The organism is Pseudorhodoplanes sp., assembly GCF_059499825.1.
On record NZ_JCABZI010000013.1, the window covers coordinates 268,332 to 292,888 of the forward strand.

Consider the following 24,557-nt stretch of genomic DNA (forward strand, 5'->3'; position numbering starts at 1 on the left):
TTCATTTTGCTCGAGGCGCCACATTCAACTCGCGCCCCACATCATCTCCACCCACGTCCACAGCATCCGTAGCCCGGCCACCGTCAGCAGCGCGAACAAAATCATCCGTAGCATCGCCGGCGGCAGGCGCTTGAGCGCAAGCGATGAGCCGATAAGCCCGCCGATCGCGGCGGCGAGCATCCAGAGCGGCAATTGCGGGGGCAGGCCAGGCAAGGTCGCCCAGGCGCCGGTCAGCGCCGCGGCTGAATTCAACAGATTGAAGTTCGCCGAGATCGCCGCGGCCTGCCGCGTGGTGGCCCAAGCGAGCGCGATGATCAGCGGCGCGATGAAGATGCCGCCGCCGATGCCGGTGACGCCGGAGATAAGGCCGATGATGCCGCCGGCGGCGAGCGCAGGTATGAACGGTGGATCGTCAAGCGCGGTCTCGGGCGAGGATGCCGCGCGCATGGGCCGGATCATCTGCCAGGCCGCAAGCAGGAGCAGCAACCCGACCACGGGCATATAGAGGATGCCGGGCAGATTGAGTGCGCCGCCGAGAAACGAGAACGGCACGCCAAGGATCGCGAAGGGATAGCAGGTGCGCCATGTGAGAAGCCCGGCTACCACGAACCGGATCGTACCGATGGCGGCGACCACGATGTTGAGCGCCAGCGCGGTCGGCTTGATGACATCCGGGCTGAGGCCGGCGATCGCCATGACGGCGATATAACCGGTGGCCCCGGCCTGCCCGACCGAGGCATACACAATCGCAATGGCGACGAAAATAATTCCGAGCAGCGTGTCGCTGAGTGTGGCGTCCATCATGGCCCCGGCTGGCAGGAGGGGCCTGAGTGACACAATGCGCGCGGCTTGTCAGCGCTCCTGCCGGAGGTTACGCGATCTTGTCGAACACCATCACCTTTGACACGAAAGCCGGTTCGTCGCGCACATGCGTGAGGCCGACGCCTCGCGCGATATGCGCGAAGTCCTCGTCGAGATAGCTCTCGAAATACGGCTCGTGATAATTCTGCGGGAAGCGCTCGAGCAGACCCTCGTAATCCGGGATGTCGCGACGCTGCAGCGAATCCACGATCACCAACCGGCCGCCGGGTTTGAGGACGCGCGCGGCTTCGCCGATCATCTCGCGGCGGATCTGCGGCGGCAATTCGTGCATCATGAACACGGACGTCACCGCATCCTGGCTGGCGTCGCGCAGCGGCAGGCTCTCGGCCTTGGCGACAAGCGTGTTCACGCGCGACCAGCGCCGCAGGTGATGTCGCGCATGCTTGACGTATGCGTCCGACAGATCGATGCCGGTGACCGGGAGGCGCGGCCAGGCCTGCTTGACGAAATCGAGGAAGCGCCCGGTGCCGCAGCCAATGTCGGTGAGGCGCAATGTGCGCTGGTCGCGGCCGCGGAAATGTTCGTGCAGCTCGGGCAGCGCCATGCGGCGCATCGCATTTGCGGTGCCTTTGAACAGCACCTCGACTTGGGTGTCGTAGCGATCGGCGGAATCCTCGGTCAGCCAGCCGCCGGACTGGAAGTGGAAATTCTGCAGGTAGTAATCCGGCCGCTTGCCGCGAACGTCCTCGGTCAGCACCTCGTCGTGGCGGCGATCCTTGCGGCGGCGATACACATCCGGCAGATCGTCGAAAAACAGCCGCGAGCGGCGGAACAGGGTCGGCAGCGACCCGTCATGGTCGGCGGGCAGGGGATAGATGCCGGCTTCGACATTGGCGAGATCGCGGGCGAGGAGCTCCGCCATGTCGCCGTAGAGTTTGCGGTCGCTGATGAGCGGGGCGCGGTTGTCACCTGGTCGGGGCGGCGATGGCGGTTCCTCGCCCTCGCGGCGGCGCGCTTCGGCCGCCAGCCGCTGCAGCGCATAGGCGTGCCCGGCATAATAGGCCATGCGGGGGAGCTGGGTCGCGCCATAGGCGACGCGGGTGGCAAGGCGGGTGAGGGGGCTCATCGTTCGGTCCATATACATCCTTCAGAGGATATAGAGGCGCGAACGCCATCCGCCACCAGCGGGTGTCCGCGAAACCGCGACTTTTGCGGACGGTATTCATCGTCCGCATACCATCGCGGCCATTTTGGCCGCCTGACGGTCGCGAAACTTCGAGGCGAGTTAACGGCCCGCCGCTACGGTGCGAATGGTTGGACACCGGCACATGATGCGTATCATTAAATCGTCGCCATCGCTGTGGGCGCTCGTCGCCGCGGTCGTGCTGTTTCTCCTGCAGGTTCTGCCGATCCCCGGCGTGTACCTCATGATGTTCGGCGCCGGACTGATCACGGTCCTCCTGATCCACGTGGCATTGATCAGCCTTTTCGTGGAAGCCGCGATCGGCCGATTGCCACGCGTTCTCATGATCGTGCCCGTTGCGGCCTATGGCGCGTATTACGTTGCGTATGTTCAGGAAGGCCGCGAGATCGCCGCACGCGCGGCGGCGTTGCGCGCCAGCAACCCCGGCAAGGTGTTCGACTTCAATCCGCAGGCTCACTCTGTCGTCGGCAAGGAACTGGGCAGTTTCGTGCAGACGCACGATATTCCGGTCGTTTACGAGCCGAACACCAACTACAAGCCGGAAAACTACTCATCGGTGCGTCTGATGCGGCGCGACCAATGCGACGCGATCAAACGCGATACGCAGAACCGCATCCTGATCACTTACGTCTCGGGCAAGTTTCACCTGTGCGTGTTGCGTTTCCCGGAAGACCCGAACCATGCTGTGGTCACGGTATCGCGTCCGCAAGATGCGGGAATCTGGAAGCGCAAGCCGGGCGTCAGCGAGTCGCTCACCGAGATCGTGGTCGACGGCAGGATTCTGGGCTCCTATTGCAGCGCCATAGCGTGGCGGCTACCGGTGCTGCCGATGGGGTTCATCGGTTGCTCGCTTATCAGCAGCAAGCCGGCGTGGGAATGCGGCGCGCAATTCCTGCGCAAGTTTCAGACGCTGGACACGGTTCCCGACAGCATAGACAAGGCACGATACGACACACCTGAAAGCATCATGCTGGGTGTGCGCAAGTATACGGCGACCGACCTGGCGAACTTCAAGGGCTTTGCGCAGAACGAGGCTGTGCTTGCGCGCACCGCCGAGGAGCCCGGGCGCGTCTATGATGAAGCGTTCGAGGTGTTGCAGCAGATCTTGAGCGGTCAGATGCCGAAGCAACTGCCTTGGGCTATGGCGTATACGCTCTCGCAGAATCCGGGACAACTCGTCCCGCTCGCGGAGAAGATGGCAGCACGGTTTGCGGACCTTCAAGCCGACCGTTCGAAAAGCGGGAGCGACAGCGCGTCGGTTCTGCAATCCGCAATCGTGACGCTGCCCCAACCCGCATTCCAGCCTGTTGCGACGGCCATGTTCGAAATCGTCAGCAAGGACAAGGTGCAGGATAACCACAACGCGATATGGCGGCGTTATCCCGCGCTTTACGTCCGTGCGGCGGATGCGGGACCGGATGCCTTGCCGTTTTACAAGCAGGATTTCTTCGCCGGAAAAATGAACCGGACGTTTTTGCGAAACCTGCCGGTGTTGGCGATCTGCAGGATCGGTACGGCCGATGCTGAAACCATTGCCGAGATGCAACGGCGATTCCTGTCGTCGGCCGACGAGTACAATCAGTATGGTTACAAGACCGCCCTTGTCGTCGCACTCAAGAAAATTGGCCAGGACGATTTCCTGAAGGCGCATGGCGACGTGATCGGGTTGCGCGATCGGGACTGGTTCAAGGCCGTGATGGAGGGAAAGGGCGAGACGCCCGCAGGTCCGAATAATTGCATGGCCAAGGAATGGGGCAGCACCGGCTTTCTGAGCCCGGCCATGCGCCCAAGCCTGTCCCGGATGCGGGACGGATGGGGCCTTGCGGCCGCGAAGTGACCGGCCGGCATGCGGCCATTGATTTTGTGGCCTTGCCTCGCAATATGCCGGCAGTCACGAGTCGCAGAACGCGTCATGCCGAAATCCGTTGCCGGACCTGAAATCGAGCGCCTGATCCAGCTGCTGGCGCGGCTGCCGGGGCTCGGGCCGCGCTCGGCGCGCCGCGCCGCGTTGCACCTGATCAAGAAGCGCGAGCAATTGCTGGGACCGCTGACCGACGCGCTGGCGGTGGCGCAGGAGCGCATCACGGTGTGTGGAACCTGCGGCAATATCGATTCGCAAAATCCCTGCACGGTGTGTACCGACCCGAAACGCGACCCGAGTGTGATCGTGGTGGTCGCCGATGTCGCGGACCTGTGGGCGCTGGAGCGCGCCGGCGCAGTCAATGCGCGCTATCATGTGCTCGGCGGAACGCTGTCACCGCTCGATGGCGTTGGCCCGCAGGATCTCACCATCGATGCGCTGGTCACGCGCGCGCATGATCCCGCGGTGACGGAGGTGATCCTCGCGCTCAACGCCACCGTCGATGGCCAGACCACGGCGCATTACATCACCGATCTGCTTCACAGCGCGGGTGTGGCGGTGACGCGGCTTGCGCATGGCGTGCCGGTCGGCGGCGAACTCGATTATCTCGACGAGGGCACGCTGTCGGCGGCGATGCGGCAGCGCACGGCGATGTAGGCTTTCTTCCTTCTTCCCGTTTCCGGGGAGAGGGAAGAAGCGCTTGGGACGCCTTTATCCCTCCTTCGCCTCGGACCGGCTCTGCCACGGGAAGCGCCCTTCGACCTCGACCTGCATGCTGATCGAGAGGAAGGTGCGGATCACCACGATCGCGCCAAGGATCGCGACGCTGTCCAGCGTCGGCGTGACCGCCACGGTGCGGATGATGTCGGCCGCCACCAGCACTTCGAGACCGAGCAGGATCGCGCGTCCGATATCCTGACGCAGCCTGCGATAGGCGTCGATGCCACCCGGTATGACGGGAACGGTGATGTAGCGCACGAAGGCGATGACGAGCCCGATCGCGATCAGCGCGACGCCGGTGAGATCGAGCGCATAGCCCACGGTCTCGATCACGCTGGTGAAGTTCATGGCGGCTCCGGTATCGCGGATATGCGCGTACCGGAATGACTACAACCGATCGGCCTGATTCGGAATCAGCCCGGCCGGGCTATGAACCCTCCCGTGGATCGCAGTCCGGCCGCCACGCCAACGCTATCGCGCGCGCTGGTCCAGCTCGCGGAAATGTCCCCGCATCTGCAGCCAGGCCAGCAGCATCAGGCTTGGAATCGCGACCAGCGCCGAGATCACGAAGAACCAGACCCAACCGGTGCTCTCCGCAATAAAGCCGCCTCCCGAAGACAGGGTGGTTCGGCCGACCGCGGCCAGCGCCGTCAGCAGCGCAAATTGCGTCGCGGTATGCGCACGTACCCCGCACAGGGCGGAGAGATAGGCGACGAAAATCACGGTACCGATCGCGCCGGTGAAATTCTCGACAATGACGACCGCGGTCAGCGCCGGCACATTCGGGCCGATCAGCGCAAGCCATGCGAAGGCGAGGTTGGAGATGGCCTGCAGAATGCCGCCGATCCAGAGGCTCGTCGACAGCGGCAGCGCAGCCGCGACCATCCCGCCGGCAAAGCCGCCGATCAGCGCCGAGGCCAATCCGACACCTTTTACCACCGCCGCGTAAGTCGCCTTGTCGAAGCCGATCCCGATCACGAAGGGACCGGTCAGCACGCCGGCAAAGGCATCGCAAAACTTGAACAGCACCACGAACAGCAGGATGATGATCGCCTCGGGACGGCCGAGGAATTCCCTGAACGCACCGAAAGCCGTGATCAGAACCCTGCTGATCGGGTCGCGCGCCCGGTCGACCAAGCCCTCGGGAGCGGCGGGTTCGGTCGCCATCAGCGTGGCGACGATACCGACGCTCACCAGCGCAGCGGCGGCGAGGTAACCCCACATCCACACCGTCTCAGCCGATACGCCGACCTTCGCGAGCCACCAGGTCAGCGTAATGACGCCTGCGCCCGAGGCGAGCATGCCGATGCGGTAGGCAGCGACATAGCCGGCCATCCCCGCCGCCTGCTCGCTGGTATCGAGGCTTTCGACCCGAAAGGCGTCGATCACGATGTCCTGGGTGGCGGAGGCGGTGGCGACCAACACTGCGCCAAGCGCGACCGGCCATAGCGCGGTTGCAGGATCCTGGAAGGCAAGGAATGCGATCGCGGCCGCGAGCAGGAGTTGTGAGAAGACGAGCCATCCGCGCCGCCGCCCAAGCGCGCGCGACAGGATCGGAATGTCGAGTGCATCGACCAGCGGCGCCCAGAGGAATTTCAGGGTGTAGGGCAGGCCGACCAGTGCATAGAGTCCGATGGTGCCCAGGCTCACCTTGGCCTCGGTCATCCAGATCGCAAGTGTCGCGCCCGACAGCGCCAGCGGCAGGCCGGCCGAGAAGCCGAGCAGGATGACGATCAGCACGCGCGGTTTCAGATAGACCGACAGCGCTTCGGACCATGAGATTTTGGGTTTGGCGGCGGGTGATTCGAGGCTGGTCATGCAGTGGTGAGCCTAGCGCGTGTTGGCGACGGATTGAATCGTGCTGTGGCACCAATTTGTCATCGCCCGCGAAAGCGGGCGACCCAGTAAATGCAAGCGGCGCAGAGGGTTACTGGATGCCCCGCCGGCGCAGGGCATGACACCGGCGATACCCGCTAAAAAATGTGACCGGTTCAATCCCGCAGCGCGACGGTTTCGGTCTGCGACGGCGCCGTTGCCGGTGGTGCAGGCTGGCTGCGTGCGACCTGATTCCGCTGCTGCGCATTGCGTTCGCGCACCATCGCCAGCACCTGGGTGATATCGTCGAAGGCGCGGCTGTGGGCGTTGCTGCCGACGGTCTTCAGCGGCGTCAGATCGAATACCGCGATCCGCTCGCCCTCGAGTTGCGTGCGATAGGGTTCGGTGGCGCCGACTTCGCCGATCCGGTCCACGCCGCCCCAGATCTCCTTCGACAGCGACAAGGCGCCGTCGTCCTGAGACGCGAACAGCAGCATCTTCGGCCGGTTGGGGCCCATGCGCCTGATGGTGGCGCGAAACACGTCGACATCGACATCCGGCGCAACCAGCATCGCCTGCTTCACCTTGTCGGCGTTGGGGCGTGCCATGCGCCGCAGCGAGCGGCCGCGCAGCGCCTCCAGCGTCACCCAATTGCCCATCGAATGCGCGAGGACGCTGATCTCCTTCACCTGCGGATAGGCGGCGATCTGGTCGATCAGTTCCTCGAGCGCATCGCGTGAATAATTCGCGCTTTCGCGGTCGTAGGTATAGGACCGCAGCCGCACATCGCCGCGCGAGGGCCAGGTGAACAGCACCGGCACGGCCTCGGCCTTGGAGTCATGCGCGATCTGGGCGAAGCGGTAGACGGCATCGTCGAACCGGTTGTTGAAGCCGTGCACAAAGATCAGCACGCGCGGATGACCGGTCCTGCGCGCGGTCGCGGCGATCGACGCGGCGAAGGCCTTCTGATCGATATAGTCGGCCGAGACCGTCATGAAATTGCGCTTGGGGTCGCCGGGCAGGGCGTCCGGCCACTGCACATGCCCGATCTTGCGGTCGGCATCCGGCGGGATCGATACGGTGATGGCCGCGTAGGACATGGCGTCGGCGCGGTCGCCGCCGAACATTTCGCCAGGATCTTCGACGGATTTCTTGCGGGTGGTCGCGACCAGGATCGGAACCTGCGTGGTACCGGCGACCTGTTCCTTCATGGGAATCAGCACGCCCTGCGCCGGGCGGTTGGCGCAGCCCGCACACAAAACTGTCGCCGCCAGCGCGGCGAAAACGGCAATCCCCCTCAACACAATGTCCACCCCGAACGCATTTACCAAGCGTTAACCACGGGTCAATCTAGCCCAAGCAACCGCGCTTAACCAGCCGCCCGCCGCCGTACCCGGGTGCCACTGAAGGGGTTGCGGTATCTGATGGTTAACGGCGTTATTCCGCCGCGACCACGCGCCGGGCGCCGACCGGGTTCGGAAGCACGACGCTGCTCTGGTCGTCGCCGTCGTCGAACTCGACGTCGCGGATGCGGGAGCCGCGCCGCTCCAGCTTGTCGGTCGAGACCACGATCTGCTTGATGTCCTCGGTCGCCTGGCCGAAATGCGCCTCGAGCTTGCGCACGCGTTCGCGCAGCCGCTTGAGGTCTTCCATGAAATGCCCGACCTCGGCATGGATCTTGTCGGCGGCCTCGCGCATGCGGGCATCGCGATGGATCTGCTGGATCACCTGCACCGCGAGCATCAAGAGCGAGGGCGATACGATGACGACGCGCGAGCGAAACGCGCGCTGGATCAGGTCGTCGAACTGGTCGTGCAATTCGGCATAGACCGATTCCGATGGCACGAACATCAAGGCGAGTTCCTGGGTCTCGCCGGGGAGCAGATATTTGCCGGCGATATCGGCGATGTGCTTGGTCACGTTCTGGCGCAGCATGCGCCCGGCGATCATGCGCTCGTCGTCGGTCTTGGCGTCGCGGAAGGCGGTGACCGCTTCCAGCGGAAATTTCGAGTCGATCACCAGCGGCCGCTGGTCGGGAAAATGGATCACGCAATCCGGCCGCGTTGCATTCGACAGCGTGAACTGGAATTCGAACGAGCCCTTCGGCAGCCCGTCCTGGATGATCATTTCCATGCGGCCCTGGCCGAAGGCACCGCGCTGCTGCTTGTTGGACAGGACGCCCTGCAGCGACGTCACCTGCGAGGCGAGCGCGGTGATGTTCTTCTGCGCCGAGTCGATGACCGCGAGCCGTTCGTTCAGCCGGTTGAGATTTTCGCCGGTCTGCTGCGTGGTGTGCTGGATCGACTGACCGATGCGGTGGGTGACGGTGTCGAGCCGCTCGGAAAAGGCTTTCTCGAATTGCGACTGCCGGTTCGCCAGCATGTCGCCCATGGCGCGCACGAGCCCGGTGGTCTCGGCCTGCAGGCGGCGAAGCTCCGCCATCCGGGCCTCGTTCTCCTCCGCCTCCAGGCGCTCGGCTTCGGCGGCCTCTTCGGCCCGCCGCCGGCGTCGCCCGATCAGCAGGATCGTGACCCCGATGGTGGCGGCGAGGATGAAGGCGCAAACCGCGGCAATGACCGCGACCACCAAGAGCGGGTCGAGGCCGGCGAGCCGGTCGCGGATCAGAGCGAAAATGTCCATCCGCCCCTTTTAGCACGATTCGGAATACGTCAAGAACAAAAAGAGAACTTATGGCCGGGGGCGCTGAAGCCGCGATCCTTTCCCTCTCCCCGTGAAACGGGGAGAGGGTGGCGAGGACCGGAGGTCCGAGCCGGGTGAGGGGCTCGTGTTTTCGTCTTGGCGATCAGCCCCTCACCCGCCTCGCATACGCTCGGCACCCTCTCCCCGCAGGCGGGGAGAGGGAAGGACGGCAGTGCGCGGGGAGAGGGCGCAATGTCGGGGCGGGAGAAGGAGGGGCCAGCGAAGAACGAATTGACCGCGCCTGTCCCAATAATTACATCGCGCGCATGGCCCTGCGCGACATCCTCATCCTGCCCGACAAGCAACTCCGCCTCGTCTCCAAGCCGGTGGCGACGGTCGACGCGTCCATTCGTGCGCTCGCCGACGACATGCTCGAGACCATGTATGACGCGCCGGGCATTGGACTGGCCGCGATCCAGATCGGCGAGCCGCTGCGCCTCGTGACGATGGACCTGTCGAAAAAGGACGATGAGAAAGCGCCGCAGGTGTTCATCAATCCGGAGATCACCTGGTCGTCGGAGGAGATGAACCTGCATGAGGAAGGCTGCCTCTCGATCCCGGAATATTACGAGGACGTCGAGCGGCCGGCCAAGGTGCGGATCAGATATCTGGACATTGACGGCAAGGCGCAGGAGGTCGAGGCGGACGGCCTGTTCGCCACCTGCATCCAGCACGAGATCGACCACCTCAACGGCGTGCTGTTCATCGATCATATCTCGAAGCTGAAGCGCGACCGCGTCATCAAGAAATACACCAAGATGGCCAAGCAGGGCGCCGACTAGTCGCTCACCGTCTTCCCTCTTCCCGCAAGCCGGGAGAGGGAAAGGACCAATCCATGCCGCTCCGCCTCATCTTCATGGGCACGCCGGATTTCGCGGTGCCAACGCTGATCGAACTCGCGGGCGCGGGCCATGAGATCGTCGCGGTCTATACGCGTGCGCCGAAGCCGGCCGGTCGTGGCATGGAATTGCAGGATACGCCGGTGGCGCGCGAGGCCAAGCGGCTCGGCCTCACCGTGTTAACGCCAAAGACGCTGCGTACCGAAGCGGCACAGGCGGAGTTTGCATCGTTCGGTGCCGATGCTGCGGTGGTGGTGGCCTATGGCCTGATCCTGCCGAAGCCTTTGCTCGACGCCGTGCCGCTGGGTTGTTTCAATCTGCATGCATCGCTGCTGCCGCGCTGGCGCGGCGCCGCGCCGATCAATCGCGCGGTGATGGCGGGCGACGCTCAGAGCGGCGTCACCGTGATGAAGATGGACGAGGGGCTCGATACCGGCGGCATGGCGATGATCGAGCGCGTCGCCATCGGTCCCGACATGACCGCGGGCGATCTGCATGACCGGCTGGCCGCAATCGGCGGCGACCTGATGCATCGCGCGCTCGGCGCGCTGGAGCGCGGCTCGCTGCAGATCGTGCCGCAGCCAGCCGACGGCGTGACCTATGCCGAGAAGATCAGCAAGGCCGAGACCCGGATCGACTGGGCCAAAGCTGCGCGCGATGTGCACAACCACATCCGCGGGCTGTCGCCGTTTCCGGGCGCCTGGTTCGAGATGCCCGACGAGAAGACTCCGGTGCGGGTCAAGGCGCTGCGTTCGACGCTGGCTGCCGGACATGCCGCGCCCGGCACAGTGCTGGACGACAATCTCACCATCGCCTGCGGTGAAGGCGCAATCCGCATCATCGAATTGCAGCGCGCCGGCAAGCAGCCGATGAAGGCAGACGAGTTTCTGCGCGGGAACAGGCTGTCCCGCGGCGCGGCTCTGCGCTGATGCCCCGCTACAAACTCCTCATCGAATATGACGGCGCGCCCTATCGCGGCTGGCAATACCAGGCCGATGCGCCGAGCGTGCAGGGCGCGATCGAGGACGCGATTGCGCGCTTCGACGGCCAGCGCGTCACCATACAAGGCGCGGGCCGCACCGATGCCGGCGTGCATGCGCTCGGACAGGTCGCGCATTGCGATCTGCGCAGCGAGCACGACGGCGGCACGGTGCGCGATGCGCTGAATTTTTATCTGCGGCCGCAGCCGGTCGCGATCCTCGCCGCCGAGCGGGTCGGCGACGATTTCAATGCGCGGTTCTCGGCGACCAGGCGGCATTATCTCTATCGCGTGGTGAACAGGCGGCCCGATCTGGCGCTCGATCTCGGCCGTGCCTGGCGGGTGGGACGGCCGCTGGATATCGCGGCGATGCGCGCGGCGGCGACGCGGCTGATCGGGAATCACGATTTCACCACCTTCCGCTCGACCGAGTGCCAGTCGAAATCGCCGGTGAAGACGCTCGATCAACTAGACATCGAGACCGACGGCTGGAACGTGAACATCACCGTGTCGGCGCGCTCGTTCCTGCACAATCAGGTGCGCTCGATGGTCGGATCGATCGTGCATGTCGGCGAAGGCAAGTGGACGCCGGACGACATCGCCCGCATCCTTGAAGCGCGCGACCGCACCTTGTGCGGGCAGGTAGCCCCGGCCGAGGGGCTGTATCTGGTCAAGGTGGATTACCCGGGCTGACCGTGTTCCGGATCGCCAATTCGTGATCTTCGCCTTAATTGACAATATACTGTCATATTGACAATATACTGTCGATTTAAGGATGGGTCATGCCGCAGCGACTGGCCGACGCAATCACCGAGCTGGTGCTCGAAATCTTTCGCCTGAACGGCGAGCTGATCGCCATGGGCGATGCGCTGGTCGGCGATATCGGGCTCACCAGCGCGCGCTGGCAGGTGATCGGCGCAATCGCGCTCGCCAACACGCCGCTGCCGATCGCGCAAATCGCCCGCAACATGGGCCTGACCCGGCAGGCGGTGCAGCGGGTCGCCAACGAACTGGAAGGCGAAGGCTTTATCCGCTTCGCCCCCAATCCCAATCATCAGCGCGCGAAGCTCGTGCTGCTCACGCGCAAGGGCGAGACCGCCTATGCCGCGGCCACGGCGCGCTGGGAGCCGAAGGCGCAAATGCTCGCCGGGGCGAGTTCATTGAAGGACATCGAAACATCGCTCGCGACCTTGCGGCGCGTGCGGCAACGCCTCTCGCAGGACGAGAAATAGGAGTGTGTCATGGCCTTGAAGTCTACGCAGGACCGTTATGGCGCGGTCGCAATCACCATTCACTGGCTTGCCGCAGCGCTGATCGTGGCGCTGCTCGTCACCGGCTTTCGCGTGAGCGGCGCTGCCGATCCCGCGGCCAAGGCCGCATTCCTGCGCTTTCACGCGCTAATGGGCATTGCGATCCTCGCGCTGACACTCGGGCGCATCGCGTGGTGGTGGTTCGCCGACCGGAAGCCGCTCCCTGTCGCGGGACAGCCGGCTCTGCCGCATCGCGCGGCGAGCGCCGTGCACCTCATCTTCTACATCGTGATCATCGGGCTGGCCGCGAGCGGCATCGGCATGATGGTGCTGTCGGGCGCGGGTCCGATCGTGTTTGGCGGCGCATCGGGCTCCCTGCCGGATTTCTGGAACGTGCCGCCGCGCATTCCGCACGGCATCGGCGTGCGCGTGCTGATCGCGCTGCTCATCCTGCATGTGGCCGGCGCGCTCTACCACCACTTCATCCGCGGCGACCGGTTGCTGGCGCGGATGGGTGTGGGGCGCTGACGCGCAGCCCATGTCGAACGGAGGATGTATCATGACCAAGTATCTGAAACTCATCGCCTTGATGGCCGCAGCCGCGTTCGCCGCCATCGCCATCTACATCAGTGTGGTCGAGCAGCCGGCGCGGCTCCTGCTCGAACCGCAGGCGGCGTTGATGCAATGGGCGTCGGGGTTTCCGGCCGCCATGAAGATTCAGGGCGGGCTCGCGTTGTTCTGCGCCGCACTCGGCGGCTGGCTATGGTACCGCACACGCAACTGGCTGTGGCTGATTGGGGCCGCGTTGGCGGTCGCGAACTGGCCGTTCACGCTGATCTGGCTTATGCCGCTAAACGACACGCTGCTTACGACTCCGGCGACGCAGGCGGGAGCTTCGACGCGGGCGCTACTGGTGAACTGGGGTCAGCTCCATGCAGTGCGCACTGCGCTTGGCGTCGCCGCCGCGATCATCCTCGCGCTGGCAATGCTGCGCGACGAGAACCGCGACCTGCATCACGCGAAGTAGCGATCAAGAATCTTCCGGTAGATCGCGGTCAACTCAACAAGCTCCGTCACCGGCACGCGTTCGTCGATCGCATGCATGGTCTGGCCGACCAGGCCGAATTCGACCACCGCGCAGTAATTCTTGATGAAGCGCGCGTCGGACGTGCCGCCGGTGGTCGAAAGCACCGGCTTGCGGCCCGTCACCTCGGTCACGGCATTTGCCACCACGTCCGTGAACGGGCCGGGTTCGACCACGAACACATCGGCGTTGGACGGCTCCCATTCGAACGAGAACCGGATCTTGCCGCCGGAGGCTGCGATCGCACGCTGTTCGAGCAACGCCTTCAGCGATTCGTGACTGTGCAGGTTGTTGAAGCGGATGTTGAAGCGCGCGCGCGCTTCGGCCGGGATCAGGTTGACGGTCTTGTTGCCGATATCGATCGAGACGAATTCGAGATTGGACGGGTCGAACAGGTCGGTGCCCTTGTCGAGCGGCTCGCCCTTCAATGCGGCGATCAACGTCACGAGGCCGGTCACCGGATTGTCGGCGCGCTCGGGATAGGCGACGTGGCCCTGCTTGCCATGCACGATCAGGGTGCCGTTCTGCGAACCGCGCCGTCCGATCTTGATGGTGTCGCCGAGGACTTCGCGATTGCTCGGCTCGCCGAGAATGCAGTGATCGAAGGTCTCGCCGAGCTGCGCGGCCCAGTCGAGCAGCTTCGGCGTGCCGTTGATCGCAACGCTTTCCTCGTCGCCGGTGATCAGGAACGAGATCGAGCCCTTGCCGTCCGCTCGCGGCTTGCCGCCATGGGCGGCGAGATAATCCAGCGTGGCGGCGATGCAGGCCGCGATCCCGCCCTTCATGTCCACGGCGCCGCGGCCGTAGAGCACACCGTCCGCGATTTCACCGGCGAAGGGCGGATGCGTCCATGAGGCCTCGTTGCCGGGCGGCACCACGTCGGTATGGCCGGCGAACATCAGGTGCGGCGATCCGGTGCCGATGCGGGCATAGAAATTCTCCACATCCGGCGTGCCGGGTTCGGAGAAGGTCATGCGATGGGTGGTGAAGCCCGCGGCCTTCAGCAATGATTCGAGGTAGCTGAGCGCACCGCCTTCCGCGGGTGTCACGGAGGGACAGCGCAACAGGTTTTGCGCGATGGCGATCGGATCGGCTGGTGTCATCCCCCGGCTTTACCGGGACGCACCGGACACCGTCAATGATCACACGGCAGCGGGCTTGACCTCGTGCGTCCTGAGGGATCGGGCCCGTACTCGTTCTCGCCGTCGGTGCCGCGCCGGAAGCGTCGGCATGATCGGCTCCGGTCCTAGAGGTCGGCGAAAGCGGAAGCGGTCTCGTCCCCGCTCGCGTCGTCGTATTCGTTGGCGCCGTCGGTGCCGCGGCTGAAACCGAGCCCGGCCACGCCGAGACCGATCAACAGAAGTGCGGACCAGGTCAGTACCAATCCGGCGATGCTGCCGTCGCCGGTCCGGCCGGCGAGCAGGAGCAGCATGGCGGGGATGATCGTGATCCAGGCGATGTACCAGCCGGTCATGTCGCGATCGTGCAGCCGCTTGATGCCCAGCGCGAAGACGGGAAACGTCGACAGAAGCGCGGACGGCAGGAAGACGATCGGGTGTATCTTCAGCAGGCCGATCCCGACGATGGCCGAGGACGCAGCCGTGGCCACGATCGCCATGCCGAGCCACCATTGGCGGCGGTCGATGCGGCCGTGAAAGCCGAACAGCAGCGAGAAAATCGTCATCACACGTCCCCTGAATTCCAACCTGCAGGTTGGTCGCGCCAGGGAAGCGACCGGTTCGATCAGAAGCTGACGGTGGCGGGGATCTCTTCGGGCGCCAGCGGATCGCGGCCGTAATCGTTGTGGCCCGTGCTGCCGCGATAGAAGCCGAGATGGATCAGCAGGACGAGCGAATAGATGCCGTAGAGCGCGATGATCGCCCAGCCAAGCGCGTTCGGCTCGGTCGGCGTCCCGGTCCAGCCGGTGACGTCGCCGGCGGTCAGCAGGGCATCGAGGATGACCATCGGCCACAGGTAATGGCCGGACCGGTTCAGGTCGTGGAGCCGCTTCACCGAAATCGGCACCGACGCCAAAAGCAGCACCCAGCCGAGTGCGTGCCCGAGTGCGCTGCTTCCCCCGTCGGGTCTGTCGAAGGCCGCCTCGTCAATCGTCGTGACGATGGCGATCGCGACCGCCAGGACGGCGCCGATGATGATCAGCGACCCGAGCCAGTAGGACTTGCGGGCGATGCGGCCGTCAAAGCTTGTGAGCAGCGCGATCAGGTTCATGACGGCCCGCCGTTTCCGGTACGGGTCAGTCGCCGGAATCGCCGGCGCGGTTCAATCCCGCAGCAACTCGTTGATCGAGGTCTTGGAACGGGTCTGCGCGTCGACGCGCTTGACGATCACCGCGCAATAGAGGTTCGGCCCCGGCTGGCCGTTCGGCAGCGGCTTGCCCGGCATGGTGCCCGACACCACGACGGAATAGGGCGGCACTTCGCCGCGCATGGTCTCGCCGGTCGCGCGGTCGATGATGGTGGTCGAGGCTCCGAGATAGACGCCCATCGACAGCACCGAGCCTTCGCGCACCACCACGCCTTCGGCGACTTCGGCGCGCGCGCCGATGAAGCAGTTATCCTCGATGATGACGGGGCCTGCCTGCAGCGGCTCAAGCACGCCGCCGATGCCGGCGCCGCCCGAGATGTGGCAGTTCTTCCCGATCTGCGCGCAGGAGCCGACCGTCGCCCAGGTATCCACCATGGTGCCGGAATCGACGTAGGCGCCGAGATTGACGAAGGACGGCATCAGCACCACGCCCGGCGCGATGAAGGCCGATTTGCGCACGATGCAATTGGGGACCGCGCGGAAGCCGGCGGCCTTGAATTTGTCCGCGGTCCAGCCGTCGAATTTGGAGGGCACCTTGTCCCACCATGCCGACGCACCGGGTCCGCCCGCGATCATGCTCATGTCGTTCAGCCGGAACGAGAGCAGCACCGCCTTTTTCAGCCACTGATTGACCCGCCAGGTTCCATCCGCCTGCTTCTCGGCGACGCGCGCGGCGCCCGAATCCATCAGCTCGAGCGCCTGCTCAACCGCAGCGCGGACCGGGCCGGTGGTCGCGGCCGAAATGCCGTCGCGCTTCTCGAAGGCATCGTCAATGGTTTGGGCGAGCGTCTCGTGACCCATGTCTTTCCCCCGTCGTCAGCGGCGCTGTGTGGCGCGACCAGTTGTCCGCTGTCAATGGGACGGCACGCATTTTGCTGCGGATCGTGATATCGTCCGGTGTCCTGTACGAAAGGTGCTTATGATGAAATTCTGGTCCCGCTGCCCGCAAGTTGCGATGGCCGCTCTCGCCCTGACTGCCGTTTCCGTGGCCACGCCATGGACGCCATCCGCGCACGCGCAGGATTGGCCGAACCGTGCGGTCACGCTCGTGATCCCCTTCGCTTCCGGCAGCGCATCCGACGTGGTGGGGCGTGTTTTTGCCGCACGGCTGTCCGAGCTGCTGGGTCAGCAGGTCGTGGTTGAAAATGTCGGCGGTGCCGGCGGCACGATCGGCGTTGCCCGCGTCTCCAAGGCGACGCCGGACGGCTATCAGTTCGTGATGGGCGGCATCGATACGTTTGCGATGAGCAAGGCGCTCTACAAAAAGCTGCCCTACGATCCGGTCACCGATTTCATGCCGGTTGCCATGATTGCCGAACAGCCGATCGTGCTGTTGGCCCGCAAGGATCTGCCGGCCAAGGATTTGAAGGAATTCGTCGCCTACGGCAAAGCCAATCCCGGCAAGATGCAATATGGCTCCGCCGGCGTTGGCTCGGCGTCGCACCTGGCCTGCGCGCAACTCAATGCCGCGGCCGGAATCGACGCCGTGCACGTGCCGTATCGTGGTTCGGCGCCGGCGGTGCAGGACGCGATCGCAGGACGAATCGATTTCATCTGTGCGCTGGGCGCCGCAGCCGTTCCGCAGATCAACAGTGATACCCTCAAGCCGCTCGCGGCGTTGACCAAGGAGCGCTCGGTGCTGCTGCCGCAGATCGCGACCGCAAGCGAGCAGGGCGTGACCTTCGAGGCGCCGTTCTGGAGTGGCTTCTTCGTGCCGAAGGGAACGCCGCAGGAGGTCGTCGACAAGTTGCAGAAGGCGACCGTGGCGCTGATCGAGACGCCAGGACTTTCCGAGAAGCTGACGAAGGTCGGGTCGACCTTCGTGACGCCGGACCGCCGCTCCACCGCCTATCTGAAGAGCTTTCTCGATAGCGAAATCGCCAAATGGGGCGAAACCATCAAGGCGAGCGGCGTAAGCCTCGACTGATCCGCATTCGCCTCTTCGATCGCGAAAATGCCCGCCGGACGGCGGGCATTTTTATTTGGCCATTACGGTGTCTCGCCGCTTTCGGCAGGGCTTGGCTTGCACGTGACGCCCCGTTTTGGCAGCTTAGCCGCACACCACAGACATCGGCCCCTTAACGAGCCGATCGGGAGGATTACGATCATGACAGGATTGACCAGGCGGGCTTTGCTGCCGGCCGCTTTCGCCCTCGCAATCGGGACCGGCGCCGCGATTGCGCAGGACCAGAAGCCGATCGAATTGAAGCTCGCCTATTATGTCGGCGATCAGCACGCGATGTCGCAATGGCTGATCAAATGGGCCGACAAGCTCGAAAAGGATTCCGGCGGACGTCTGGTGTTCAAGCGCTTCCCCGGCGCGCAGATGGGCCCGGTGCCGCAGCATTACGATTTCGCGCGGACCGGCCAGGCCGACATCTCGTGGTTCCTGCACGGCGCCACGCCCGGCCGCTTCCCGCTGACCGGAATTGTGCAGGTGCCGTATCTGGTCGGCAGTGCCGAGATCGGCACCAAGGTGCTGAACGATCCGGAGCTGCGTTCGAAATATCTCGACGCGGAACACAAGGGCGTCAAGCTGCTGCTGCTGTTCACGCATCAGCCTGGCCAGATCCACACCACCAAGAAGCCGATCAAGAGCGTCGACGATGTGAAGGGGCTGCGGCTCCGTTTCGCCTCGCCTGAAATCCGCGACTTCGTCGCCGCGCTGGGCGGCTCCCCGGTGGGCGTTGCGCCGACCGAGCAGGTCGAGCAGATGCAGAAGGGCACGATCGACGGCGTGGTGATCGATTATGGCGGCGCCGGCATCGCCTTCAAAATGGGCGGCACCGTGAAGCATACGACCGAGATGTATTCCTATGTCGCGAGCTTCGGTCTCGCGATGAACGAGGACACCTGGAAGAAGCTTCCGCCGGATCTGCAGCAGCTGATTGTGAAATCGCTTCAGAACGTGGAGGCGGAAGTCGGTCAGGCATGGGATTCGCTCGATGCGCCCGGCAAGAAGGCGCTGCTCGACGGCGGCGCCGAGGCGATCAAGCTGTCGCCGGAAGAGAACGCCAAGTTCCGCAAGATCGGTGCCGATGTCGCGGCCGCGAAGGTCAAGGAACTGGACGGCAAGGGGCTGCCGGCCACCGCCGTTCACAACATGATGAAGTCGCTCTCGGAGAAGCACGCGAAGGACTCCAAGAACTTCTGGAATTGACGTGGAGATCGTTTCGCGGTCTTACCTCTCCCCGCGCGCGGGGAGAGGTCGTCCGCCGAGCGAAGCGAAGGCGGGCGGGTGAGGGGCTAATCTCTTTGATCGCGTATTCGACATATGCCTCTCACCCCACCCCTCTTCCCGCGGGCGGGGAGAGGGAGCCGACCGCGGTTGCGGCTGACGCGGTGGTTCGTCATCGCCCATTGGTGGTCCGGTGAAACGCTTCGGCACGATCGCGTCGGTGACCTGCGGGGCCGTGGCCGCGATCTTTCTCGCGGGAATGCTCCTGCTGACGGTCGCGGACGTGGTGTTGCGCACGGTCTTCAATTATCCGCTGCGCGGCGTCTACGAACTGATCGAGCTGATGCTCGCGGGCTCCTTCTTTCTGGCATTGCCCTGCGTCTTCCTGCGCGACGACAACATCCTGGTGAACACCATCGATGAATTCGTGCCGCGCATCGTGCCGGCGCTGAAGCGCATCGCGCTGCTGTTGTCGGTGCTGACATTCGCGGTGCTGGTCTGGCAGGGCTGGGACGCGGCTTGGGATTCCTACGAATTCCATGATGTCACGGCGGACCTGAGTTTGCCGAAATTTTGGCACTGGACGATCGTGCTGTTCGGTATGAGCCTTGCCGCGCTGGCGTCGCTGTTCATGTTGTTTCGCAGCGACGACAAGGGGCCGCAGCGTCCCGAGGACCGTCTGGAAGACCGCGTATGAGCATCACTGCGATCGGGATTGCCGGGGTCGTTCTGCTTCTGGTGATGATCTTCATGCGCGTGCCGATCGCGATCGCACTCGCGGCGGCCGGATTCCTTGGCTATGCGGCGATCGACGGGTGGATGCCGGCGCTGAAGATGGCCGGGCTCGTGCCCTATCAGATGGCCAGCGCCTATTCGCTTTCGGTCATTCCCCTGTTCCTGCTGATGGGCGCGGTGGCCTCGCGCGCCAATATGGCGAGCGAATTGTTTCAGGCCTGCAACGCGGTGTTTTCCGGCGTTCGCGGCGCGCTCGCCAACGCCACCATCGGCGCCTGCACGCTGTTCGGCGCGATCTGCGGCTCGTCGATTGCGACCGCCGCGACCTTCTCGCGTGTCGCCATCCCCGAAATGCGGCGCCACGGCTATGACCCCGCTTTCGCGGGCGGGGCGGTGGCATCGGCCGGAACGCTGAGCGTGCTGGTGCCGCCGTCGGTGTTGACGGCGATCTATGCCATCGTCGCCGAAGAATCGCTTGTGAAGCTTTACGCCGCCGCGCTCATTCCGGGGCTCGTGCTGGCCGCCTTGTATGTTGTCACGGTGTGGCTGGTGGCGTGGTTCAAGCCACGCTGGATCCCGAGCGTCGGTTCGATGACCTTGCGGGAGCGGCTGCGCGCCTCGCGCGGGATGTGGAAGCTCGGGCTGTTATTTTTCATTGCGGTGTTCGGAATCTATCTCGGCTGGTTTTCGCCGACCGAAGCGGCCGCGGTTGCCGCCTTTGTCGCCATCCTGATTGCCTTCGCCACCCGCTCGATGAACCTGCGCGGGCTGGCGGATTGCATGCTGGAGACGATCTACACGTCGGCCGCGATCCTGCTGGTGGTGGCGGGGGCCTTCATCTTCTCGCGCTTCATCGTGCTCACGCAATTCCCGAACGAACTCGGGCAATGGGCGCAGTTGCGCGAATTGTCGCCATTCTGGGTCCTGATGGCGGTGATGGCGCTCTATATCGCGCTCGGCACGTTTCTCGACGAAGTCTCGACCATCCTGATCACGGTGCCGATCACGCTGCCGCTGATCAATGCGATCGGCTATGACGGCGTCTGGTTCGGCATCTTCGTCACCGTGATGTGCACCATCGGGCTGATCACTCCGCCGACCGGCATGACGGTGTTCGTCATCCAGGCGCAGCATCCGGAGATTCCGGTGATGCGGATCTATGCCGGAACGATGCCGTTCCTGTTGGCCGATTTTGTCCTGGTCGGGCTGCTGATCCTGTTTCCGGCCATGGCGCTGTGGTTGCCGAGTATCATCGGGTGATGCCGCTTGCCGTTCGTCCCCGCGAAAGCGGGGACCCAGCGCCTAGAATGACCGGATTCCCGCTTGCGCGGGAATGAACGGAGTTCTGCTTACCGGCAGCAATTCGCGCGCAGGAATCCCGACAGGTCGTCGGTCACGTAATTCACATGCGCCGCCTCGCGGCCTTCGAGTTCCCAGTCCTCGCGCAGCACCTCGCGCGTGCCCTCCGGAACCACCAGCACCGTGGTCATGCCGAACGCATGCGGGACGCTGAGATTGCGCGCCAGATCCTCGAACATCGCCGCATGGGCCGGATCGACGTCATGACGTTCGAGAAAGCGCTCGTAGGTTTTCTGCGACGGCTTCGGCTCGAGTTCGGCCGCGACGATGTCGAACACGTCTTCGAAATGGCCGTGAATGTCGAGCCGCCGCATCACCGCATCGGCATGCTTGCGGGTGCCGTTGGTGAGGATCAGCTTGCGGCCGGGCAGTTGCTCGAGCGCGTGACCGAGCGCGGGATTGGGCTCCAGCGGCGAATGGTCGATCTGGTGGACGAAATCCAGGAAGTCGTCGGGCTCCATGCCGTGCTCGGTCATCAGCCCGCGCATCGAGGTGCCGTAGCGCCGGTAATAGTCCTTCTGCAGCCGGAACGCCTCGTCATGGGTGATGGTGAGGAGGTTGGCTATATAATCGCGGATGCGCTCGTCGACCTGCTGCCAGAGATTGAGGTGATGCGGGTACAGCGTGTTGTCGAGATCGAAGATCCAGGTGGTGACGTGGGAGAACGCGCGGATGCTGCGCTCGCCGGCGGCTGCCTTCTCTTCCCTCTCCCCGTTTACGGGGAGAGGGTGGCCTTCGCGCAGCGAAGGTCGGGTGAGGGGCGGTTTCAACGGCTACACTCCAGCGACGCGAGGATCACCGCAAGCACGCCGTCCCGATTGGTCATCACATCGTTGTTCCAGAATCTCAGCACCTTGTAGCCTTCCGCCGCAAGAAAAGCGTCGCGCATACGGTCGCGGTTGTTTTCTGAATGCTGGCCGCCGTCAAGCTCGACGATGAGCTTTCTATCGCGACATGCGAAATCGGCGATGTAGGGGCCAATCGTTTCCTGCCGCACGAACTTGAAACCGCCGAGGCGGCGATCCCGCAGCGCCAGCCAGATACGCATCTCGGCATCGGTGGAGTTCCGCCGAAGTCTGCGTTGCCGCTTGACCGCGCTCTGGTCAGGTCCGCGCATGCCCCTCACCCGGCTCGCATTCGCTCGCCACCCTCTCCCCGTTTTCACGGGGAGAGGGAAGCATGCTGCGGCTTTGTCCGAGTGGCAATGCGGGCTTATTTGAACCGCACGATGGCCGGGCCCTTGCCGGTCTCGATTTGCGCGAAGCCGGCCTGGGTCAGCCCGCGCGCGGTGCAATCGGAATGATCGTTGGTCTCGAACCGGGCCGGGCGCGTGCACAGGACGGCGCTGCCGCCCCAGGCCAGCGGCTTGCCGGCGCTCATCAGGGTCTGGCCGTTGCCGTCGACCGCCTCGGCGAAGGAGAAGATGCGCTTGGCATTGGCGCCGGTGTCGGGCCGCAGGCAGCGGCCCGGTTCGACGCGATACCAGCCGCGGGTGGTGATCGCGCCGCCGTCCTCGACGCCGATCGCCGCCAGCACCGGATAGGCCGTGTCGTTGCACCATGAGAAGCCGGATCCGGGCTTCTGAGCCGCGTCCGCCAGCAAAGTGAAGAAGTCGGAACGCGCCGCGGCGGTGACGGGAAGATTGTTGTCCTGCGTGAATTGCCGGATGGCGTTGTCGGTGCGGTCGCCGCGCACGCCGTCGATCGGACCCGCATCGTAACCGGCCACCGCGAGCAGCCGCTGGATGCCGGCGTCGCGCGCCTGGTCTTCGGAATAGCCCGCTTCCTCGGCGAGCGTCAGGCGGAAATCGGTTTCGGATTGTTCGACCGGTGCCGGCTTGGCGGCGGAGAACAGCACCGGGCGCTGGCCGCTCCGGCAATTGCGCGCATTCGCGATCGAAAAGTCGGTGGCGCCGACGCAGAATTCGGTGTCGCCGCGCCGGGGCAGCGGCGCGGGGCCGTACAGCGCCGGCACCCGCGCATGCACGTACAGGTCGCCCGCCGGTAGCGCGCCCTGCAACGCCTTGCGGCACTGGCCGGGATCGAGCCGAACCCAGCCGCGCGACGTCGCGTTGCCGCGCTGTTCCACCGCAAGCGCGACATCGACCACATAGCTCATGGTGTTGCACAGGGTCAGGTCGGCGCGTGCCGACGTGCAGGCGAAGCCGGTCAACAGACCGGCCGCGAGACCAAGCCAATAAGGTGCCTTCGCCATCGCCCGCCTTCGCGATTGCCGTGCGGGCGAAAGTGGAGCGTGCAGGGTTAATGCGCGGTAAACGGCCTTGCGGTCCGGCTCTTGAGGTCAGGCTCTTGCGGTCAGCCGCTTTGGGATCAGCGGCCGGGCGTCGGGGCCGGCCGGAACGGATCGAACCGCTTGGTCACGGCCGCGGTCACGACGTGATCCTTGAACGACTTGGTGGGGTCGTTGGAGTCGTTGTCGAGATAGCGGTAATCGAACCGCAGATCCCATTCCTGCCAGAAGAGGCCGGGGAACAGGACCATGGCGCCGGGGATCAGCAGCGTGTCCTTGCGCTTCTCGCCGGTGGTGGTGCCGAACACATAATCGTCGCTGTAATCGCGCCAGCTGGCGGCGAGGCTGGCGCCGACCGTCAGCCAGGGCGTGAGCTGCTGATAGATTTCGGCGCGCCCGCCGATTTCGCGATACTTGCCGGGCTGGATTTCGGTGACCAGCGTATTGGTCACGGCGCCGGAAATATCGCTCCACAACACCCACGGGGAGAATGCGACCAGGTTGCCATCGCCGAACACCTTCGGGATCGCGACGCGGGCGCGGATATCGTAGTACCAGCCCTCCTGGCTCGGCCAGTAGCTGTCATACGACCGGTAGGCGGCGCGGAAGCGCAGCGAATGGAAAATCCCCTCCGCGGTCTGGCCCTCGAAGGTCGCGCTGCCGGAGCCTTCTCCGTAATAGAATCGATCGTCGAAATATCCGACTGCGGCGCCGAGCGCGGTGGTCAGGCTCATGCCCGGCCACAGATCGAACACCGGACCGCTCTCGCCGCCGGCATGGGCGTAGTTCAGATCGCCATAGCGGGTGTTGGCGCGGCCGAAGATCGCGGCATTGGTGCGCCACGCCTGGTTGCCGATCTTGCGCTCGTCCTGCAGCGCGATCAGGCCCTGTCCGAAGAATGTGCCCTTGCCGGGTCCGCTGCTGGGATTGGTGTACGGGTTCTGGTTGGCGGGCAGGTAATAGAGCGGATTGGACTCGTAACCGGTGCCGAGTTCGACGGTGACGAGCGTGAAATTCGGCTGGATCGCGCGGCGCACGCGCATCAGGCCGACCTTGGCCTCCCAGTTATTCGGATCGTTCAGGATGACGCGCTCATAGGCCATCAGCGCCCAGCGCAGCACGCCCTGTTCTTCGGCGAGACGGGCAAAGCGCAGATTCAGTTCGGTATTCGCGGGCTCCCGCAGCACCTGCGCGTAGAGCGTATCGATTTCTTTCGCGCTTGCGGTCGCGGCACCGGCCAAAGCCGCCAGTGCAACGAGCAAAAAGCGAACCCCCCGATTCCAGTTCACGCGCGCCTTCCCGACTTCCAAGCAACACTTGGCTGCAAATTACCGTCCTCATCTAGCCTAAACAGGAACTCTCGGCTATGCAGGAAACGCTGCAGCTCGCGTCAAGGCTGTGGCCGTGTTGCAGGAATAACACCCGCTCGTGGGCGG

At 64.6% G+C, this 24,557-nt stretch carries 26 protein-coding genes; 12 read left to right on the forward strand and 14 right to left on the reverse strand.

Translation table 11 applies throughout. The features are described 5' to 3' along the window. Positions 1 to 24 precede the first annotated feature (24 nt). Positions 25 to 801 (reverse strand): sulfite exporter TauE/SafE family protein, encoded by a 777-nt coding sequence (locus tag AC5I5I_RS19590; RefSeq protein ID WP_495975747.1) that lies wholly within the window; start codon positions 799 to 801, stop codon positions 25 to 27. Between the two features lie 70 nt (positions 802 to 871). Next, a complete protein-coding gene (locus tag AC5I5I_RS19595; protein ID WP_495975749.1) occupies positions 872 to 1,948 on the reverse strand; it encodes a class I SAM-dependent methyltransferase in 1,077 nt (358 codons plus the stop codon). 202 nt (positions 1,949 to 2,150) lie between these two features. Here AC5I5I_RS19595 and AC5I5I_RS19600 point away from each other — a divergent pair, with 202 nt between their 5' ends. After that, positions 2,151 to 3,863 carry a hypothetical protein gene (locus AC5I5I_RS19600; RefSeq protein ID WP_495975751.1) on the forward strand — a complete coding sequence of 571 codons (1,713 nt, stop codon included), beginning with the start codon at positions 2,151 to 2,153 and terminating at the stop codon, positions 3,861 to 3,863. A 75-nt stretch (positions 3,864 to 3,938) separates the two neighbouring features. Then, the gene (recR, locus tag AC5I5I_RS19605) at positions 3,939 to 4,544 is read left to right on the forward strand and encodes a recombination mediator RecR (RefSeq protein WP_495975753.1); all 606 of its coding nucleotides are present in this window, start codon (positions 3,939 to 3,941) and stop codon (positions 4,542 to 4,544) included. A 54-nt stretch (positions 4,545 to 4,598) separates the two neighbouring features. Here recR and AC5I5I_RS19610 read toward each other — a convergent pair whose 3' ends face one another. From AC5I5I_RS19610 to AC5I5I_RS19625, 4 genes are all read right to left on the reverse strand, one after another. Next, a complete protein-coding gene (locus tag AC5I5I_RS19610) occupies positions 4,599 to 4,955 on the reverse strand; it encodes a DUF1622 domain-containing protein (RefSeq protein WP_495975754.1) in 357 nt (118 codons plus the stop codon). Positions 4,956 to 5,078: 123 nt separating this feature from the next. Continuing rightward, on the reverse strand, positions 5,079 to 6,425 hold the full coding sequence (locus AC5I5I_RS19615) for an AmpG family muropeptide MFS transporter (protein WP_495975756.1): 1,347 nt from the start codon (positions 6,423 to 6,425) through the stop codon (positions 5,079 to 5,081). A 173-nt stretch (positions 6,426 to 6,598) separates the two neighbouring features. Then, positions 6,599 to 7,645 (reverse strand): alpha/beta hydrolase, encoded by a 1,047-nt coding sequence (locus AC5I5I_RS19620; RefSeq protein WP_495975758.1) that lies wholly within the window; start codon positions 7,643 to 7,645, stop codon positions 6,599 to 6,601. 214 nt (positions 7,646 to 7,859) lie between these two features. Continuing rightward, entirely contained in the window at positions 7,860 to 9,062 is a 1,203-nt protein-coding gene (locus tag AC5I5I_RS19625; protein ID WP_495975760.1) for a DNA recombination protein RmuC, read from the reverse strand. A 326-nt stretch (positions 9,063 to 9,388) separates the two neighbouring features. On the opposite strand from AC5I5I_RS19625, the gene AC5I5I_RS19630 reads away from it, so the two are divergent. The 6 genes from AC5I5I_RS19630 (at position 9,389) to AC5I5I_RS19655 (ending at position 13,217) form a co-directional block, all read left to right on the forward strand. Continuing rightward, on the forward strand, positions 9,389 to 9,904 hold the full coding sequence (locus AC5I5I_RS19630) for a peptide deformylase (protein WP_495975762.1): 516 nt from the start codon (positions 9,389 to 9,391) through the stop codon (positions 9,902 to 9,904). 53 nt (positions 9,905 to 9,957) lie between these two features. Then, on the forward strand, positions 9,958 to 10,890 hold the full coding sequence (fmt, locus tag AC5I5I_RS19635) for a methionyl-tRNA formyltransferase (RefSeq protein ID WP_495975764.1): 933 nt from the start codon (positions 9,958 to 9,960) through the stop codon (positions 10,888 to 10,890). Further along, a complete protein-coding gene (truA, locus tag AC5I5I_RS19640; RefSeq protein WP_495975766.1) occupies positions 10,890 to 11,633 on the forward strand; it encodes a tRNA pseudouridine(38-40) synthase TruA in 744 nt (247 codons plus the stop codon). Before fmt ends, truA begins: the two co-directional genes overlap by 1 nt. 89 nt (positions 11,634 to 11,722) lie before the next feature. Next, on the forward strand, positions 11,723 to 12,172 hold the full coding sequence (locus AC5I5I_RS19645) for a MarR family winged helix-turn-helix transcriptional regulator (RefSeq protein ID WP_495975768.1): 450 nt from the start codon (positions 11,723 to 11,725) through the stop codon (positions 12,170 to 12,172). A gap of 9 nt (positions 12,173 to 12,181) precedes the next feature. Then, positions 12,182 to 12,718: a cytochrome b gene (locus AC5I5I_RS19650; RefSeq protein WP_495975770.1), complete on the forward strand. Its 537-nt coding sequence runs from the start codon at positions 12,182 to 12,184 to the stop codon at positions 12,716 to 12,718. A gap of 31 nt (positions 12,719 to 12,749) precedes the next feature. Further along, the gene (locus tag AC5I5I_RS19655; protein ID WP_495975772.1) at positions 12,750 to 13,217 is read left to right on the forward strand and encodes an anthrone oxygenase family protein; all 468 of its coding nucleotides are present in this window, start codon (positions 12,750 to 12,752) and stop codon (positions 13,215 to 13,217) included. Here the strand turns inward: AC5I5I_RS19655 and dapE are convergent. The 4 genes from dapE to dapD form a co-directional block, all read right to left on the reverse strand. Next, the gene (gene dapE / locus AC5I5I_RS19660) at positions 13,205 to 14,377 is read right to left on the reverse strand and encodes a succinyl-diaminopimelate desuccinylase (protein ID WP_495975774.1); all 1,173 of its coding nucleotides are present in this window, start codon (positions 14,375 to 14,377) and stop codon (positions 13,205 to 13,207) included. The two genes, AC5I5I_RS19655 and dapE, sit on opposite strands and share 13 nt — an antisense overlap. A gap of 143 nt (positions 14,378 to 14,520) precedes the next feature. Continuing rightward, positions 14,521 to 14,958, reverse strand: a complete 438-nt coding sequence (locus AC5I5I_RS19665) for a DUF805 domain-containing protein (protein WP_495975775.1) — start codon at positions 14,956 to 14,958, stop codon at positions 14,521 to 14,523. A gap of 59 nt (positions 14,959 to 15,017) precedes the next feature. Further along, entirely contained in the window at positions 15,018 to 15,503 is a 486-nt protein-coding gene (locus AC5I5I_RS19670; protein WP_495975777.1) for a DUF805 domain-containing protein, read from the reverse strand. A gap of 51 nt (positions 15,504 to 15,554) precedes the next feature. After that, a complete protein-coding gene (gene dapD / locus AC5I5I_RS19675) occupies positions 15,555 to 16,400 on the reverse strand; it encodes a 2,3,4,5-tetrahydropyridine-2,6-dicarboxylate N-succinyltransferase (protein WP_495975779.1) in 846 nt (281 codons plus the stop codon). Positions 16,401 to 16,521: 121 nt separating this feature from the next. Here dapD and AC5I5I_RS19680 point away from each other — a divergent pair, with 121 nt between their 5' ends. The 4 genes from AC5I5I_RS19680 to AC5I5I_RS19695 all read left to right on the forward strand — a co-directional run bounded on the left by AC5I5I_RS19680 (position 16,522) and on the right by AC5I5I_RS19695 (position 20,772). Next, positions 16,522 to 17,526: a Bug family tripartite tricarboxylate transporter substrate binding protein gene (locus AC5I5I_RS19680; protein WP_495975780.1), complete on the forward strand. Its 1,005-nt coding sequence runs from the start codon at positions 16,522 to 16,524 to the stop codon at positions 17,524 to 17,526. A 180-nt stretch (positions 17,527 to 17,706) separates the two neighbouring features. Next, positions 17,707 to 18,759, forward strand: coding sequence for a TRAP transporter substrate-binding protein (locus AC5I5I_RS19685; RefSeq protein ID WP_495975782.1), 1,053 nt, complete (start codon positions 17,707 to 17,709; stop codon positions 18,757 to 18,759). A gap of 211 nt (positions 18,760 to 18,970) precedes the next feature. Then, positions 18,971 to 19,474 (forward strand): TRAP transporter small permease, encoded by a 504-nt coding sequence (locus AC5I5I_RS19690; RefSeq protein ID WP_495975784.1) that lies wholly within the window; start codon positions 18,971 to 18,973, stop codon positions 19,472 to 19,474. Continuing rightward, positions 19,471 to 20,772, forward strand: a complete 1,302-nt coding sequence (locus AC5I5I_RS19695) for a TRAP transporter large permease (RefSeq protein ID WP_495975786.1) — start codon at positions 19,471 to 19,473, stop codon at positions 20,770 to 20,772. The genes AC5I5I_RS19690 and AC5I5I_RS19695 overlap by 4 nt, the downstream gene beginning before the upstream one ends. A gap of 89 nt (positions 20,773 to 20,861) precedes the next feature. Here AC5I5I_RS19695 and AC5I5I_RS19700 read toward each other — a convergent pair whose 3' ends face one another. The 4 genes from AC5I5I_RS19700 to AC5I5I_RS19715 all read right to left on the reverse strand — a co-directional run bounded on the left by AC5I5I_RS19700 (position 20,862) and on the right by AC5I5I_RS19715 (position 24,410). Further along, positions 20,862 to 21,545: a pyrimidine 5'-nucleotidase gene (locus tag AC5I5I_RS19700; protein ID WP_495975822.1), complete on the reverse strand. Its 684-nt coding sequence runs from the start codon at positions 21,543 to 21,545 to the stop codon at positions 20,862 to 20,864. A 92-nt stretch (positions 21,546 to 21,637) separates the two neighbouring features. Then, on the reverse strand, positions 21,638 to 21,988 hold the full coding sequence (locus AC5I5I_RS19705; protein WP_495975788.1) for an endonuclease domain-containing protein: 351 nt from the start codon (positions 21,986 to 21,988) through the stop codon (positions 21,638 to 21,640). Positions 21,989 to 22,083: 95 nt separating this feature from the next. Next, positions 22,084 to 23,085, reverse strand: coding sequence for a DUF1036 domain-containing protein (locus AC5I5I_RS19710; protein WP_495975790.1), 1,002 nt, complete (start codon positions 23,083 to 23,085; stop codon positions 22,084 to 22,086). A 116-nt stretch (positions 23,086 to 23,201) separates the two neighbouring features. Then, on the reverse strand, positions 23,202 to 24,410 hold the full coding sequence (locus AC5I5I_RS19715) for a tetratricopeptide repeat protein (protein ID WP_495975792.1): 1,209 nt from the start codon (positions 24,408 to 24,410) through the stop codon (positions 23,202 to 23,204). Positions 24,411 to 24,557: the final 147 nt, after the last annotated feature.